General features: G+C 58.0%; 14 protein-coding genes. 6 read left to right on the forward strand and 8 right to left on the reverse strand.

Features of this window, described 5'->3' with window-relative positions:
* Window positions 1-5 precede the first annotated feature (5 nt).
* From PI91_RS03480 to PI91_RS03490, 3 genes are all read right to left on the reverse strand, one after another.
* Window positions 6-308, reverse strand: coding sequence for an urease subunit gamma (locus PI91_RS03480; protein WP_003862556.1), 303 nt, complete (start codon window positions 306-308; stop codon window positions 6-8).
* A gap of 10 nt (window positions 309-318) precedes the next feature.
* Window positions 319-1,146, reverse strand: a complete 828-nt coding sequence (locus tag PI91_RS03485; protein WP_039265442.1) for an urease accessory protein UreD — start codon at window positions 1,144-1,146, stop codon at window positions 319-321.
* A gap of 147 nt (window positions 1,147-1,293) precedes the next feature.
* The gene (locus tag PI91_RS03490; RefSeq protein ID WP_023617354.1) at window positions 1,294-2,307 is read right to left on the reverse strand and encodes an alpha/beta hydrolase; all 1,014 of its coding nucleotides are present in this window, start codon (window positions 2,305-2,307) and stop codon (window positions 1,294-1,296) included.
* Between the two features lie 148 nt (window positions 2,308-2,455).
* Here PI91_RS03490 and PI91_RS03495 point away from each other — a divergent pair, with 148 nt between their 5' ends.
* A complete protein-coding gene (locus PI91_RS03495) occupies window positions 2,456-2,878 on the forward strand; it encodes a MarR family winged helix-turn-helix transcriptional regulator (protein WP_039265443.1) in 423 nt (140 codons plus the stop codon).
* A 38-nt stretch (window positions 2,879-2,916) separates the two neighbouring features.
* Here the strand turns inward: PI91_RS03495 and PI91_RS03500 are convergent, their stop codons facing one another.
* Both PI91_RS03500 and plsY read right to left on the reverse strand, forming a co-directional pair.
* On the reverse strand, window positions 2,917-4,383 hold the full coding sequence (locus PI91_RS03500; RefSeq protein ID WP_039265444.1) for an MFS transporter: 1,467 nt from the start codon (window positions 4,381-4,383) through the stop codon (window positions 2,917-2,919).
* Between the two features lie 90 nt (window positions 4,384-4,473).
* On the reverse strand, window positions 4,474-5,088 hold the full coding sequence (gene plsY / locus PI91_RS03505) for a glycerol-3-phosphate 1-O-acyltransferase PlsY (protein ID WP_008502955.1): 615 nt from the start codon (window positions 5,086-5,088) through the stop codon (window positions 4,474-4,476).
* A gap of 107 nt (window positions 5,089-5,195) precedes the next feature.
* On the opposite strand from plsY, the gene folB reads away from it, so the two are divergent.
* On the forward strand, window positions 5,196-5,564 hold the full coding sequence (gene folB / locus PI91_RS03510) for a bifunctional dihydroneopterin aldolase/7,8-dihydroneopterin epimerase (RefSeq protein ID WP_008502956.1): 369 nt from the start codon (window positions 5,196-5,198) through the stop codon (window positions 5,562-5,564).
* A gap of 105 nt (window positions 5,565-5,669) precedes the next feature.
* Window positions 5,670-6,491, forward strand: coding sequence for an undecaprenyl-diphosphate phosphatase (gene bacA / locus PI91_RS03515; protein ID WP_039265445.1), 822 nt, complete (start codon window positions 5,670-5,672; stop codon window positions 6,489-6,491).
* A 10-nt stretch (window positions 6,492-6,501) separates the two neighbouring features.
* Here bacA and PI91_RS03520 read toward each other — a convergent pair whose 3' ends face one another.
* Both PI91_RS03520 and PI91_RS03525 read right to left on the reverse strand, forming a co-directional pair.
* Window positions 6,502-7,743 (reverse strand): multifunctional CCA addition/repair protein, encoded by a 1,242-nt coding sequence (locus PI91_RS03520; protein ID WP_008502958.1) that lies wholly within the window; start codon window positions 7,741-7,743, stop codon window positions 6,502-6,504.
* Between the two features lie 60 nt (window positions 7,744-7,803).
* On the reverse strand, window positions 7,804-8,424 hold the full coding sequence (locus PI91_RS03525; protein WP_025912514.1) for a TIGR04211 family SH3 domain-containing protein: 621 nt from the start codon (window positions 8,422-8,424) through the stop codon (window positions 7,804-7,806).
* A gap of 229 nt (window positions 8,425-8,653) precedes the next feature.
* Here PI91_RS03525 and PI91_RS03530 point away from each other — a divergent pair, with 229 nt between their 5' ends.
* The 3 genes from PI91_RS03530 to hldE are packed head-to-tail and all read left to right on the forward strand — an operon-like array spanning window position 8,654 to window position 14,303.
* The gene (locus tag PI91_RS03530) at window positions 8,654-9,955 is read left to right on the forward strand and encodes an inorganic triphosphatase (protein WP_039265446.1); all 1,302 of its coding nucleotides are present in this window, start codon (window positions 8,654-8,656) and stop codon (window positions 9,953-9,955) included.
* 21 nt (window positions 9,956-9,976) lie between these two features.
* Window positions 9,977-12,832: a bifunctional [glutamate--ammonia ligase]-adenylyl-L-tyrosine phosphorylase/[glutamate--ammonia-ligase] adenylyltransferase gene (glnE, locus tag PI91_RS03535; protein ID WP_039265447.1), complete on the forward strand. Its 2,856-nt coding sequence runs from the start codon at window positions 9,977-9,979 to the stop codon at window positions 12,830-12,832.
* 40 nt (window positions 12,833-12,872) lie between these two features.
* Window positions 12,873-14,303 (forward strand): bifunctional D-glycero-beta-D-manno-heptose-7-phosphate kinase/D-glycero-beta-D-manno-heptose 1-phosphate adenylyltransferase HldE, encoded by a 1,431-nt coding sequence (hldE, locus tag PI91_RS03540; protein WP_039265448.1) that lies wholly within the window; start codon window positions 12,873-12,875, stop codon window positions 14,301-14,303.
* 115 nt (window positions 14,304-14,418) lie between these two features.
* On the opposite strand, the gene ubiK is transcribed toward hldE, so the two are convergent.
* A complete protein-coding gene (gene ubiK / locus PI91_RS03545; RefSeq protein WP_008502963.1) occupies window positions 14,419-14,715 on the reverse strand; it encodes a ubiquinone biosynthesis accessory factor UbiK in 297 nt (98 codons plus the stop codon).
* Window positions 14,716-14,781: the final 66 nt, after the last annotated feature.

Here is a 14,781-nt window from a genome sequence, read left to right on the forward strand (position 1 = left end):
GCTCCTTAGACGATCGGGTTGTGGACGGTGACGAGCTTGGATCCGTCCGGGAAGGTTGCTTCCACCTGAATGTCCGGGATCATCTCCGGCACGCCCTCCATCACCTGGTCGCGCGTCAGGACGTGGCGGCCCGCCTCCATCAGCGAGGCGACGGTTTCGCCATCGCGCGCGCCTTCCATGATGAAGGCGCTGATCAGCGCGACCGATTCCGGATAATTGAGCTTTACCCCGCGCGCAAGGCGGCGTTCGGCAACCAGCGCGGCGGTAAACAGCAACAGCTTGTCTTTTTCTCTGGGGGTCAGTTCCATAACGTTTCTCTTATGTCTGCCAGATACGCGGCGAACAGGCGGTTTTGGTGGTGAGGAGCGGGCGAAGCGACTGCCAGATATCGCGCATCGCCCGCTGGCAAATCAGGTTGTCGTGGGAGAGAAAACGCACCGACAGCAGCTCGTCGGTGAGCGTTGCCCCCGTAAAATGGCCCAGAGGCGCGAGCAGCGCGCGCACCGTGTCGAGATGTTCTTCATTGGCCGGGTAGAACAGCAGCGTACCGATCCACGGGTGTCCGGCAACGGGCGTAAGATCGCCGTCGCCGAGGTGCTGGCGCTCTATCAGGCGGGGTTCGTCATCCACCCACACCTCAAGGCGGCTCTCCAGCGTGCCGTGGCTGAAGGTCTCATTGATTACCGGTCTTCCCAGGCAGTACAGCTCCCACGCCAGCAGCGTGCTGGAGGCCTTCAGGTGGAAGACGGAGCGCAGCGCGGCATTCGCTCCGGGGAAGATAATGGTGTCCTGCGGCAGCCACTCCAGCGTGGATCCCTCATCGAGATAAAAGTGCTGATGCAGGCGAGCCTGCGGGCCGCTGCTGCGATAGAACTTGCTGGCGCCGGGCATGGTGATAAGCGCATGGCTTTTGGCGTCCAGACGCACGGTGATATCCAGCGTATCGCCGCCCACAACCCCGCCCGGCGGGTGCAGCAGATAAAGGTGGCAGGTTTCGCCTTCGGGATAAAATGGACGCTGAACGATAAGCGGCCCGACGTGATGAGCGGAGTGCAGGAGGGTTTTCTCAGGGGTGTGACAAAACTGCAGGGCAAGCGACGCCTGCCAGCCTTTGTACGAATTATCAGTGACCTGAGCTGCTAACATGCTGCATCCATCTGCTCATCATCGGGTCGTTTCAGTATGCCCTGGCAGAAATGAAGGCTGTCATATGAGTCGCTTATGGATGGCGGTTAAGACGAAATAAAAAAGCACGCCCGGAGGACGTGCTGTCTGACAAACATCGCGATGCCGTTATTTCAGGTGCTCATGCAGCGCTGCGCCAGCCTGCTCCAGGGCAACCTTGACCGTAGGCTCTTCGCTCAGTGGATTGAGCAGGCCGTAATCGTGGATCATGCCGTTATAGCGCGTGACGGTCACCGGGACGCCAGCCGCATCCAGCTTACGCCCGAATGCTTCACCTTCATCCCGCAGAACGTCCAGCTCTGCTGTCTGAATCAGCGTCTCCGGGAAGCCTTTCAACTGCGCGGCGCTGGCGCGAAGCGGAGAGGCAAGGATATTGTTGCGATCGGCCGCGTTGGTGGTGTAGTTATCCCAGAACCATTTCATCATGTTTTTCGACAGGAAATAGCCGTTCTCGAACTGGTTATACGAGGCAGTATCAAAATTCGCATCGGTCACAGGCCAGAGCATGACGTTGTAGCGAATTTTTGGCCCATTAAATTGTTTTGCCTGTAGCGCCACGGAAGCCACCATATTGCCGCCCACGCTGTTACCGACCAGACCCAGACGGCTACCGTCCACGCCAATTTCCTGACCGTGCTCGGCTACCCATTTTGTCGCTTCAAAGGCCTGATGAATGGCCACCGGGAAATGGGCCTCAGGTGACGGCGTGTAATCAACGTAAACCGCTGCGGCACCTGACGCGCGAACCAGATCTCGGATTAAGCGTTCGTGGGTTGGGAAATCACCCAGCACCCAGCCGCCGCCGTGGAAGAACATAAATGCCGGGAGCGTGCCGGTCGCGTTTTCAGGTTTCACTATTTTCAGTTTGATCGCCTGACCATTTACCTGGATCGTTTTTTCTGAAACCTGAGCGGGCGGCAGTTTTGCGCCTTGCTGCGCGCCGATCAGTACCTGACGGGCCTCCTGCGGGGTCATCTGTTCCATTGGCTTACCCTTGCCCGAATTCAGAACATTAAGAAATGCCTGTACGCCTGCGGTCGGGGTAGGGGTATTGGTGGTGTGGGCGGATGCTGCAGCAGACGCGAACACGGAAGAAACCAGGATGGCGGCTAATGTTTTCATGGTAGTACCTCTTTAAGCGAGTGTTAGACAGTGACGTTATTTAAGTAGTGCGCTATTAAGTTGTTGTTGTAATACTTGCGCGCAAGATACTTTTAGTCAAACTTTATTTATAATTTTTTTATAAAACTGACTAAGGGTTGAAAGAGAAATGAAAGAAAACAAGACGTTAGATGATTTACTTTGCTTCTCACTGTACTCGGTCACCAACGCGTTCGTTCGGCAATATCGTCCCTTATTGCAGGAAATGGATCTTACCTATCCGCAATTTGTTGTTTTGATGGCGCTTTATGAGAAAGACAACATTCCACTTCGCGATCTCAGCGATAAGACGTTTTTTGATTCGGGCACATTGACCCCGCTGGTGCAAAAGCTTGAGGCAAAAGAGTTTCTCAACCGTATCGCGGTTGTGGGTGATGAAAGAATGAAAAATGTCGTTCTGACGGATAAGGCTAACGCACTGAAAAAGCAGGTGATGGCGCTGCCGGACCAGATACGCTGCAGCATGCGGATGAATGATGAAGAGCTTGAGATGCTGAAAAAACTTTCCCGAACGCTGCTGAATGATTTGTAAGAATCCTTCGGTGGGGTTAACCCACCGAAGCGAGGTCATTAGCGGTAATCCTCCGCATCCACATCATACCCCGACGGCTCCCAGCGGATCGCCAGCAGCGAGGCCAGGCCGATAAATGGCGCCAGCGCAATCACCCAGAACACGGCGGTATCCAGCGAGGCGACCAGCAGCGGGAACAGGAACAGCGACAGCGTCGAGCTGCTGCGCATCAGCGTCTGGTTAAGGCCAACGCCGACGCCGCGCAGCGAGGTCGGGTAGCTCAGTGAGGCAAACGTCATGGTATGCGCGCCCGGGCCGAAGCCCTGGCCGAACAGGAAGAGCGCCAGCATCGCCACGGCAAGCACGCCTTCGGTGGCACCTTCCGGGCGACCAATCAGCCCCAGGCCCAGCAGCGCGACCAGCTGGCAGGCGTAACCCGCCAGCGACATCCACCATGCGCCGAAGCGCGGCACGTAGCGTACCGCCAGCAGTCCGCCGACGAAGGCAAACAGCAGGTTAAGCACCAGAGAAATCAGGATGGTGGTCAGCATCGACTGGACGAAGAAGCTGGAGATGATCACCGGCAGACCAAACGCCACCGCGTTATAGGCGAACGAAGAGACGACGGACAGCAGCGTGGCGAGCGTCGTGCGGCGTAAGTAGACGCCGCGGAACAGGTTCAGATAGTTGGACCATTTCGCTTTATTCACGACGGGAGCTGGCTGGCTGAGCGCATCCTGCGGCACGTGGGCATTGATGTTATACGACTGACGTAAAATGGACGCCGCCTCCTTCAGGTTGCCCTGATTTGCCGCCCAGACCGGCGATTCGCTCATATAGCGGCTGCGGATGGCGATAATCACCAGCGCGGGTACCGCGCCGAAGCCAAGGATCAGGCGCCACAGCCAGTCGCTGTGGCTTTCCGGCAGCACGGCGTAGAAGAAGAGCACCAGCAGGTAGGAGATACTGATGGCGGCATACCAGGTGGGGCACCACATGGCGACGCTGGAGGCCTTATTGCCGGGGCCTTTTAGCCTGGCGAACTCGCTTAAAAATGCCATCGCTACGGGAAGGTCGATCCCGACGCCAAGCCCCATGACAAAGCGGGCACCCGCCAGCACATATTCGTTCGGGGCCAGCGCACAGGCGATGGCGGCCACCACGAAGAAGAGCATGTCGGCCATAAAGACGCGATAGCGCCCGATTTTATCCGTGAGATAACCCCCTAGCAGCGCCCCGACAATCGCGCCAAACGTAATGGCGGACGCCACCATGCCGGTACCGGCGGGCGTCAGGTTAAATTCGCGGGTGATATCTTTTATGCCGAAGGCCAGCGCGCCCAGATCGTAGGCATCGAGGAAAATCCCGCCCAGCGCGATACCGATCACGATGCGAGCATTGGCCCGGCCCTGAGAACCATCATTAACGAGGCGTGAAACATCCGATGCGCTGCGCACCCACTGGATGTCGCCATCGGAACGTTTTCCTGCCGTTGAAAGGGGAGTTGTTTCTGTGATTTCTGCCATTTTCTTCTTATATGGTTGTATTGTGTCATTAACAGTTACCACAGGCAGAAGGTGACCAAAATCACATTTGGCTATAAGGCATAACTAACCTTACGGAGCGTCTTTTTTCTTCCTCTTGAGCTTCGTCCAGATTTTGGTCTCCTGACGACGCCACAGGCGCTGAATATTGTCGTGATGACGCAGCAGGATAAGGCAGGAGAGCATTGATACCGGGAAGGTGAACTGAGGTTTGAACCACCAGACGTAGAACGGGGCAATCAGCGCGCTGACGATCGCGCCCAGCGACGAATAGCCGCTCAGCAGAATGGTGAGCAGCCAGGTGCCAGCCATCACGCCGGTTAAATCCCAGCCGATAGGCGCAATGGCACCAAAGGCGGTTGCCACGCCTTTACCGCCTTTAAAACCGAAGAATACGGGCCAGATGTGGCCGACACAGGCAGCAATGGCAATGAGGCCCAGCCAGAACGGCGTGACGCCCAGCGCATACGCGCCCCATACGGGTAGCATCCCTTTCAGAACATCAAAAATCAAAACCGCTACGGCTGCTCCCTTGCCGCCAATTCGTAGTACGTTGGTCGCTCCCGGATTCCCGGAACCACTTTCACGCGGGTCAGGTAACCCGGCGATGCGGCAGACCAGAATGGCGCTGGAGATTGAGCCGCAAAGATAGGCGAGGAGGATCATTCCAGGCGCGATTGCACTCATAACGCTGTTCCGTTTTGAAAATGTATCTGTATTCTCAGCATCTGTGGATAATACGCATAATTCGCCGGAAGTGGTATCCGGTTTAGCCAAAAAGCAGGCAGGTCGTGATGGATATTGTATTTATAGAGCAACTTTCGGTAATCACCACTATTGGTGTTTACGACTGGGAACAGACCATCGAGCAGAAGCTGGTGTTCGATATCGAAATGGGCTGGGATAACCGCAAATCGGCAAAAAGCGATGACGTGAACGACTGTCTCAGCTACGCCGACATCAGTGAAACGGTCATCGGCCACGTGGAAGGGCAACGTTTTGCGCTGGTCGAACGGGTGGCGGAAGAGGTCGCAGAATTGCTGCTGAAAAAATTCAACTCACCGTGGGTGCGCATCAAGCTGAGCAAACCGGGCGCGGTGGCGCGCGCCGCCAACGTGGGCGTCATTATCGAGCGTGGCACAAATCTGAAAGGCAAGATTTAACGTCATAATAGCTAAACCCTTTTAGGTTATATCTGTCTTATAGCTGTATCTTTCACGGTAGCCGTTGGGGCGACCGTTTTTTTATATTTTTTTAGGGGTTTATAGATGAGCGATATGCACTCGCTGCTGGTGGCGGCAATACTGGGTGTGGTCGAAGGATTGACGGAGTTTTTACCGGTTTCCAGTACCGGCCATATGATCATTGTTGGTCATCTGCTGGGCTTTGAAGGCGATACCGCCAAAACGTTTGAAGTGGTGATCCAACTGGGGTCTATTCTTGCGGTGGTGGTGATGTTCTGGCGCCGTCTGTTTGGCCTGATCGGTATCCATTTTGGCCGTCCGCCGCAGCACGAAGGGATGAGTAAAGGCCGCCTGTCGCTGATCCATATTCTGCTCGGGATGATCCCGGCGGTGGTGCTGGGGCTGGTATTCCACGACACCATTAAATCGCTGTTCAACCCGATTAACGTGATGTACGCGCTGGTGGTGGGCGGCTTCCTGCTGATCGCCGCGGAAGTGCTGAAGCCAAAAACGCCGCGCGCGGAAGGGCTGGACGATATGACGTATCGTCAGGCGTTTATCATTGGCTGCTTTCAGTGTCTGGCGCTGTGGCCGGGCTTCTCCCGTTCGGGCGCAACCATTTCCGGTGGGATGCTGATGGGCGTAAGCCGTTACGCCGCGTCAGAGTTCTCATTCCTGCTGGCGGTGCCGATGATGATGGGCGCCACCGCGCTTGACCTCTATAAAAGCATCGGTTTCCTCACCACGGGCGACATTCCGATGTTCGCCGTCGGCTTCATCACCGCGTTTATCGTGGCGCTGATTGCCATCAAAACCTTCCTGCAGCTGATTAAGCGTATCTCGTTCATTCCGTTCGCGATCTACCGCTTTATCGTCGCGGCTGCGGTTTACGTGGTCTTCTTCTGACCGACTGCCCTCAGTCTTTTGGCTGAGGGCAATGCTTTTCCTTCCACTCTGATACCGCCTGAATCCGCCGTTTCGTCAGTTCTTCGCGAATGTCCGGGCCTTTGAATCCCGCCTCGACAACGTCCTTCGTCGGCACCGCTTTGGCTACCTCCCAGGCTTTACGCAGTAAACGTCCCTGCGGGTAGTCACAGGCTTCAAACCCGGTACGCCCGCGCACGTCAGCCTCGCTGGTGAGCGCGATCTGCTCCACGCGCTGGGGTTTGCGCCAGGCGTCGATGTTATCGAACAGCTTAACGATGGTGGCCGGTTTCAGGATCGGGAAGGTGTGGATCAGGTCGTGGAATTCGGCCACCAGTTTCGCCAGATCGCGGATTTCGTTCGGCACGCGCAGGCGCTGGCACAGCCCTTCGACGAGCTTCACCCCTGCCGGACCGTGCCCGTGGTGCCGCGGCCAGAGCTCTTTTGGCGTTAAGCCTTTGCCGAGATCGTGGCACAGGGTGGAAAAGCGCACGTCCACGTCAGGGCTGAGCATGGCCGCCATGCTCAGGGTCATCAGCGTGTGCACGCCGGTGTCAATCTCCGGATGCCATTTCGCCGGAGCCGGTACGCCAAACAGCGCGTCTATTTCCGGGAACAGCACCTTCAGGGCGCCGCAGTCGCGCAGCACCTGGAAAAAGACCTGCGGGTTACGCGTGGTGAGCGCATTCTCGGTCTCTTTCCAGACGCGCTCTGGCGTCAGGTGTTCTAGCTCGCCCGCCTCGGTCATGGCGGTCATCAGCGCCATGGTCTCATCGGCAATTCGGAAGCTGAGATGGGCGTAACGCGCGGCAAAACGCGCCACGCGCAGCACGCGGAGCGGATCTTCAGAAAACGCAGGGGAGACGTGACGTAAGAGACGGTTGCGCAGATCGTCCTGGCCGCCATAAGCGTCAATAATCTGGCCGTGCTCGTCCTGCGCCAGCGCGTTAATGGTCAGATCGCGACGCAGGAGATCGTCCTCCAGCGTGACGTCCGGCGCGGCGTAGCAGGTAAAGCCAGTGTAGCCCGAACCTGATTTCCGCTCGGTACGCGCCAGGGCGTACTCTTCGCGGCTTTTCGGGTGTAAAAAGACGGGAAAATCGCGGCCTACCTGCTGGTAGCCCGCGTCGAGCATCTCTTCCGGGGTGGCGCCAACCACCACCCAGTCTTTATCTTTGACCGGCAGACCTAACAACGCATCACGTACCGCACCACCGACCAGATAACTCTTCACGCCTGACACTCCCGTTTTCTCTTTTCCAGAATGATACGTAAGTCTGGCAGAGAAGACGAATTAGTTCATCCAGCGATCTTTACGTTTACGGCTTGGGATCAGGTGCGGCAGAACCAGACCCAGCACCAGACCGACGCCCAGCACGCCGCCGCCATACATAAACCACTGCATGATGATGGTGCGCTGTTTGTCATCGAGCTGCAGGTTGGCGGCATTCACTTTCTTCTGCGCGACAATCAGCTCGTTTTTCAGCTTCTGGTTCTCTTCTTTCAGGCCGTTAATCACCCCGTCGCTCTGCGCCACTTTCTGCTGCATCTCGGCGGTACGCTGGTTCCAGGTTCCGTCGATATTGTTCAGCTTGTCGGTCAGGGTTTTCACCTGATTTTCCAGATCCGGTACGCGGGTGCGCAGGCTTGGCACGGTGCTCAGCTCTTTCAGTGGGATCCAGGACGTGCGGCCAGAACTGTCGCGAACCTGACCGTAGTTGGTGTCCGCGTTGGTCTGTAACAGGGTGACTTCCTCGCCGGCATTTACCGTACCCACGAGGCGATAATTATCTCCGGGGCCACTGCGTACCCAGGTGTTCAGTTCGTCAGAAACGTAACGCTTCTCTTCAGCGTGCACTGCGGTTGCGGCGCTAAAAGCGAGTAAAGTAAGTCCAATCAGGCGTAATTTAAGCATCATTAGTCGTTATTTTCATAAATAGTGGAACGATAGTAGTGGCAACAGTGTCTCTACGCAAAGCATTCATCAGCAATCAGAATCATCTGTGTCACGACTCTACACATTTACGCCCGTCAAATTGCTCATTGCATGGCAATTTGGCGCAAAATACTATGTACTGACAAACAAATGGCGAGGAAGTTCGCCCTCATTGACGCGTCTGTGACGCCCGCAAAAGTACAAGGCTATGGCTCAGGAAATCGAATTAAAATTTATCGTCGAAAAAGACAGCGTTGACGCACTCCGCCAGCATCTGCATACGCTCTCCGGCGAACACCATGCACCGGTACAACTGCTTAATATTTATTACGAAACGCCGGATAACTGGCTACGCCGCCACGATATGGGGTTGCGCATCCGTGGCGCGAGTGGGCGCTACGAGATGACGATGAAAATTGCCGGCCGCGTGGTCGGCGGGTTACATCAGCGTCCGGAATACAATATCGACATCAGTCAGCCAGAACTTGAGCTGGAACGTTTTCCGGCGGAAGTCTGGCCGGAAGGCGAGCTGCCTGCCACGCTGGCGGAGCAGGTGCAGCCGCTGTTTAGCACCGATTTCTGGCGCGAGAAATGGCTGGTGACGGAAGGTAAAAGCCGCATCGAAATCGCCCTCGATCTGGGTGAGGTGAAGGCGGGTGAGTACCAGGAGCCGATCTACGAACTGGAGCTTGAGCTGCTGGAAGGGGATGCAAATGACGTGCTGAAGCTGGCGCGCAAGCTGGTGAACCAGTCCGGATTGCGCCAGGGGAGCCTGAGCAAAGCCGCGCGGGGTTACCATCTGGCCGCCGGAAATGTGCCGCGCGTGCTGAAAGAGACGACCATTTTGCGCGTTGCGCCGAAAGCCAGCGTTGAGCAGGGGCTGGAAGCCGCGCTGGAGCTGGCGCTTTCTCAGTGGCAGTACCATGAAGAGCTGTGGGTACGAAATGTGAAAAACGCCAAATCCCACGTGCTGGCGGCCATTGCCCTGGTGCGCCATACCCTGACGCTCTTCGGCGGTATTGTTCCTCGCAAAGCGAGCGCTCACTTACGTGATCTGCTGACGCAAACCGAAACGCTGATGCTCTCGGACGTATCTGCGCAAACAGCGATCTACAGTCCGCAAGCCGCTTCGGCAAAACTGGCGCTGACCGAGTTTCTGGTGACGCGCGGCTGGCGCGCCTTCCTGGATGCGAAAGCCGAGGCCAAAATCGCGGAAAACTTTAAGCGTTTCGCAGATATTCATCTTTCCCGTCATGCGGCCGAACTGAAGAGCACCTTTGCGTATCCGCTCGGCGATAAGTATGGCGATCAGCTTCCCCGTCTTTCGCGCAACATCGACAGCATGCTGCTCCTTTCCGGTGCCTACGACGGGCCACAGGCGCAGGCGTGGCTGGAAAACTGGCAGGGGCTGAAGCATGCCATCGAAACCCGTCAGCATATTGAGATAGAGCATTTCCGTAACGAGGCCATTTCGCAGGAGCCGTACTGGCTGCACAGCGGAAAACGTTAACTCTGGCAAGGAACCCCTAGAATGCCGCTTTCTTCACCGTTACAGCAGCAGTGGCAGACCGTTTGCGAACGTCTGCCTGAGTCATTACCGGCGTCATCGTTAAGCGAGCAGGCGAAAAGCGTGCTCGTCTTCAGTGATTTTGTGCAGGAAAGCATTGCCGTCTACCCGGACTGGCTGACGGAGCTTGAGAACGCACCGCCGCAGGCGGACGAGTGGCGGCACTATGCCGCCTGGCTGCAGGCCGCGCTTGAAGACGTCGCGGATGAGGCGACGCTGATGCGCGTCCTGCGTCAGTTCCGCCGTCGTGTGATGGTGCGCATTGCCTGGGTGCAGGCGCTGGAACTGGTGAGTGAAGAGAGTACGTTGCAGCAGTTAAGCGAGCTGGCGCAGACGCTGATTGTCGCCGCGCGCGACTGGCTCTACGCCGCCTGCTGTAAAGAGTGGGGCACGCCGTGCAGCGAGGAAGGGGTTCCTCAGCCGCTGTTGATTCTGGGGATGGGCAAGCTGGGCGGCTGCGAGCTGAACTTCTCCTCCGATATCGACCTGATTTTCGCCTGGCCTGAGAACGGCTCCACGCGCGGCGGCCGTCGCGAGCTGGACAACGCCCAGTTCTTTACTCGTCTCGGTCAGCGTCTGATTAAGGCGCTGGATCAGCCGACGCAGGACGGCTTTGTTTACCGTGTGGACATGCGCCTGCGTCCGTTTGGCGACAGCGGGCCGTTGGTGCTGAGCTTTGCCGCGCTGGAGGATTACTACCAGGAGCAGGGGCGCGACTGGGAGCGTTACGCGATGGTCAAGGCACGGATCATGGGCGACAGCGACGACGCCTACGCCAACGAGCTGCGCGCCATGCTGCGCCCGTTCGTGTTCCGTCGCTATATTGACTTCAGCGTGATCCAGTCCCTGAGAAATATGAAAGGGATGATCGCCCGTGAGGTGCGCCGTCGCGGGCTGAAGGACAACATCAAGCTCGGCGCGGGCGGCATTCGCGAAATCGAATTTATCGTCCAGGTCTTCCAGCTGATTCGCGGCGGGCGCGAGCCGTCGCTACAGTCCCGCTCGCTGCTGCCGACGCTGAGCGCCATTGAGCAGCTTCACCTGCTGCCGGACGGCGACGCGCAAACCCTGCGCGAGGCCTATCTTTTCCTGCGCCGTCTGGAAAACCTGCTGCAAAGCATCAACGACGAACAGACCCAGACCCTGCCGGGGGATGACCTTAACCGGGCGCGTCTGGCCTGGGGGATGCGCGTGGATGACTGGTCAACGCTGACCGAACGGCTCGATGCCCATATGGCAGGCGTGCGCCGCATCTTCAACGAGCTGATCGGTGATGACGAAAGCGAATCGCAGGACGATGCCCTTTCCGAGCACTGGCGCGAGCTGTGGCAGGACGCGCTCCAGGAAGATGACACCACGCCGGTGCTGACGCATTTAACCGACGACGCGCGCCATCGCGTGGTGGCGCTGATTGCCGATTTCCGTCTTGAGCTGAACAAGCGCGCCATTGGCCCGCGCGGCCGTCAGGTGCTGGATCACCTGATGCCGCACCTGCTGAGCGAGGTCTGCTCGCGGGCGGATGCGCCGGTGCCGCTGTCGCGCATGATGCCGCTGCTGAGCGGGATCATCACGCGCACCACGTACCTTGAGCTTTTGAGCGAGTTTCCGGGGGCGCTGAAGCACCTGATTTCCCTCTGCGCCGCCTCCCCGATGGTGGCCAACAAGCTGGCGCGTTATCCGCTGCTGCTGGATGAGCTGCTCGACCCGAACACCCTGTATCAACCCACGGCGACGGATGCCTACCGTGACGAGCTGCGTCAGTATCTGCTGCGCGTGCCGGAAGAGGACGAAGAGCAGCAGCTGGAGGCGCTGCGACAGTTTAAGCAGGCCCAGATGCTGCGCGTGGCGGCGGCGGATATCGCCGGAACGCTGCCGGTAATGAAAGTGAGCGATCACTTAACCTGGCTCGCGGAGGCGATCATCGACGCGGTCGTGCAGCAGGCGTGGGTGCAGATGGTGTCCCGCTACGGCCAGCCGAAGCACCTTGCTGACCGTGAGGGGCGAGGCTTTGCCGTGGTCGGTTATGGCAAGCTCGGCGGCTGGGAGCTGGGATACAGCTCCGATCTGGATTTAATTTTCCTGCACGACTGCCCGGTTGACGTGATGACCGACGGCGAGCGCGAGATTGACGGGCGTCAGTTCTATCTGCGCCTGGCCCAGCGCATTATGCACCTGTTCAGCACCCGCACCTCGTCGGGCATTTTGTATGAAGTCGATGCGCGCCTGCGTCCGTCCGGCGCGGCGGGCATGCTGGTCACCTCAACGGAATCCTTCGCCGATTACCAGAAGAATGAAGCCTGGACATGGGAGCATCAGGCGCTGGTGCGCGCCCGCGTGGTGTATGGCGATCCGCAACTCAAAACGCAGTTCGATGCCATTCGTAAGGACGTCATGACCACCCCGCGCGAGGGCAGTACGCTGCAGACCGAAGTGCGCGAGATGCGCGAGAAAATGCGCGCGCACCTGGGTAATAAACACCGCGATCGCTTTGATATCAAAGCCGACGAGGGCGGGATTACCGATATTGAGTTCATTACCCAGTATCTGGTGCTGCTCCACGCGCACGACAAGCCGAAGCTGACCCGCTGGTCCGATAACGTGCGCATTCTGGAGCTGCTGGCGCAAAACGACATTATGGACGAGCAGGAGGCGCAGGCTTTAACCCGCGCCTACACCACGCTGCGCGACGAGCTGCATCACCTGGCGCTACAGGAGCAGCCGGGGCACGTGGCGCTGGACTGTTTTGTCGCAGAGCGCGCTCAGGTAACGGCCAGCTGGCAGAAGTGGCTGGTGGAACCGTGCGTAACAAATCAAGTGTGATATTATCGCGCGCAAATTGTGAATCTTTCTGGAGTCAGGAATGAAAGTAACACTGCCAGAGTTTGAACGTGCTGGGGTAATGGTTGTTGGGGATGTGATGCTGGATCGCTACTGGTACGGCCCGACCAGCCGCATCTCTCCGGAAGCACCGGTACCGGTGGTTAAGGTCGACACCATTGAAGAGCGTCCCGGCGGCGCGGCAAACGTGGCGATGAACATAGCCTCTCTGGGCGCGCACTCGCGTCTGGTTGGCCTGACCGGTATCGACGATGCGGCGCGCGCGCTGAGCAAGTCGCTGGCGGACGTGAACGTGAAGTGTGACTTCGTTTCTGTTCCGACCCACCCGACCATCACCAAGCTGCGCGTGCTGTCACGTAACCAGCAGCTGATCCGCCTTGACTTTGAAGAAGGGTTCGAAGGCGTTGCTCCCGAGCCGCTGCACGAGCGCATTAACCAGGCGTTAGGCAATATCGGCGCGCTGGTGCTGTCCGACTACGCGAAAGGCGCGCTGGCCAGCGTGCAGACGATGATCCAGCTGGCGCGTAAGGCCAGCGTACCGGTGCTGATCGATCCTAAGGGCACCGACTTTGAGCGCTATCGCGGCGCAACCCTCCTGACGCCAAACCTCTCCGAGTTTGAAGCGGTGGCGGGCAAATGCAAAACCGAGGAAGAGCTGGTTGAGCGCGGCATGAAGATCATTGCTGACTTCGAATTATCTGCGCTGCTGGTGACCCGCTCCGAGCAGGGGATGACGCTGCTGCAGCCGGGCAAGGCGCCGCTGCATATGCCAACCCAGGCGCAGGAAGTGTATGACGTGACCGGTGCCGGTGATACGGTGATCGGCGTGCTGGCAGCGACGCTGGCGGCGGGGAACTCCCTGGAAGAAGCGTGCTACTTCGCCAACGCCGCGGCAGGTGTGGTCGTTGGTAAACTCGGTACCTCAACCGTTTCCCCAATCGAGTTGGAAAACGCGGTGCGCGGCCGTGCGGACACCGGTTTCGGTGTGATGACCGAAGACGAGCTGAAAGTGGCTGTCGCCGCTGCGCGCAAGCGCGGTGAAAAAGTGGTGATGACTAACGGCGTGTTCGACATCCTGCACGCGGGCCATGTCTCTTATCTGGCGAATGCGCGAAAGCTGGGTGATCGCCTGATTGTGGCGGTGAACAGCGATGCCTCAACCAAACGTCTGAAGGGTGAAACGCGTCCGGTGAACCCGCTTGAGCAGCGTATGATCGTGCTCGGCGCGCTGGAAGCCGTGGACTGGGTGGTGTCGTTTGAAGAAGACACGCCGCAGCGCCTGATTGCCGGTATTCTGCCGGACCTGCTGGTGAAGGGCGGGGATTACAAGCCGGAGCAAATCGCGGGCAGCGAAGAGGTCTGGGCCAACGGCGGTGAGGTGATGGTGCTCAACTTCGAGGATGGGTGTTCCACCACCAACATCATCAAGAAGATCCAGAAAGACAGTCAGTAAAAAACGGGCCTATTGGCCCGTTTTTTTATGTCGGGTGGCGGCTGCGCCTTACCCGACCTACGCGTTCATTCAGGCCCGGTAAGGCGTAGCCGCCACCGGGCTCAACAGGCCGCACTTACTCCTGGTTATCCACCGGCGGAATGGCTGGCGCTGGCTTCACTTCTTCCGGCGCATTGCGGTTTTCCAGCTCGGTCAGACGCTGTTCCAGCAGTGCCAGCTTCTCGCGGGTGCGCAGCAGAACCTGGGTCTGCACGTCAAACTCTTCGCGGCTGACGAGATCAAGGCGAACCAACTGCGCCTGCAGCGTCTGGCGGATTTTCTTCTCAACGTCATCACCAAATTCACGAATGCCTTTTGGCATAGACTCGTGAACCTGACGCGCAATTTGCTCAATTTTCTTCGGGTCAATCATTGTCGTTTCCCTTGATGAAAAGGTGTTAGTGTCCATTGTAGCGCGTCATGCCCGGGGTAAACAAAA

Source organism: Enterobacter sp. FB, from assembly GCF_000805795.1.
In the GTDB taxonomy this organism is placed as follows: Bacteria; Pseudomonadota; Gammaproteobacteria; order Enterobacterales; family Enterobacteriaceae; genus Enterobacter; species Enterobacter roggenkampii.

Excerpts from the sequence above, each read along its gene's own strand:
- PI91_RS03480 (WP_003862556.1), bottom strand. The coding sequence starts at position 308 with ATGGAACTGACCCCCAGAGAAAAAGACAAGCTGTTGCTGTTTACCGCC.
- PI91_RS03485 (WP_039265442.1), bottom strand. The coding sequence starts at position 1,146 with ATGTTAGCAGCTCAGGTCACTGATAATTCGTACAAAGGCTGGCAGGCG.
- PI91_RS03490 (WP_023617354.1), bottom strand. The coding sequence starts at position 2,307 with ATGAAAACATTAGCCGCCATCCTGGTTTCTTCCGTGTTCGCGTCTGCT.
- PI91_RS03495 (WP_039265443.1), top strand. The coding sequence starts at position 2,456 with ATGAAAGAAAACAAGACGTTAGATGATTTACTTTGCTTCTCACTGTAC.
- PI91_RS03500 (WP_039265444.1), bottom strand. The coding sequence starts at position 4,383 with ATGGCAGAAATCACAGAAACAACTCCCCTTTCAACGGCAGGAAAACGT.
- plsY (WP_008502955.1), bottom strand. The coding sequence starts at position 5,088 with ATGAGTGCAATCGCGCCTGGAATGATCCTCCTCGCCTATCTTTGCGGC.
- folB (WP_008502956.1), top strand. The coding sequence starts at position 5,196 with ATGGATATTGTATTTATAGAGCAACTTTCGGTAATCACCACTATTGGT.
- bacA (WP_039265445.1), top strand. The coding sequence starts at position 5,670 with ATGAGCGATATGCACTCGCTGCTGGTGGCGGCAATACTGGGTGTGGTC.
- PI91_RS03525 (WP_025912514.1), bottom strand. The coding sequence starts at position 8,424 with ATGCTTAAATTACGCCTGATTGGACTTACTTTACTCGCTTTTAGCGCC.
- PI91_RS03530 (WP_039265446.1), top strand. The coding sequence starts at position 8,654 with ATGGCTCAGGAAATCGAATTAAAATTTATCGTCGAAAAAGACAGCGTT.
- glnE (WP_039265447.1), top strand. The coding sequence starts at position 9,977 with ATGCCGCTTTCTTCACCGTTACAGCAGCAGTGGCAGACCGTTTGCGAA.
- hldE (WP_039265448.1), top strand. The coding sequence starts at position 12,873 with ATGAAAGTAACACTGCCAGAGTTTGAACGTGCTGGGGTAATGGTTGTT.
- ubiK (WP_008502963.1), bottom strand. The coding sequence starts at position 14,715 with ATGATTGACCCGAAGAAAATTGAGCAAATTGCGCGTCAGGTTCACGAG.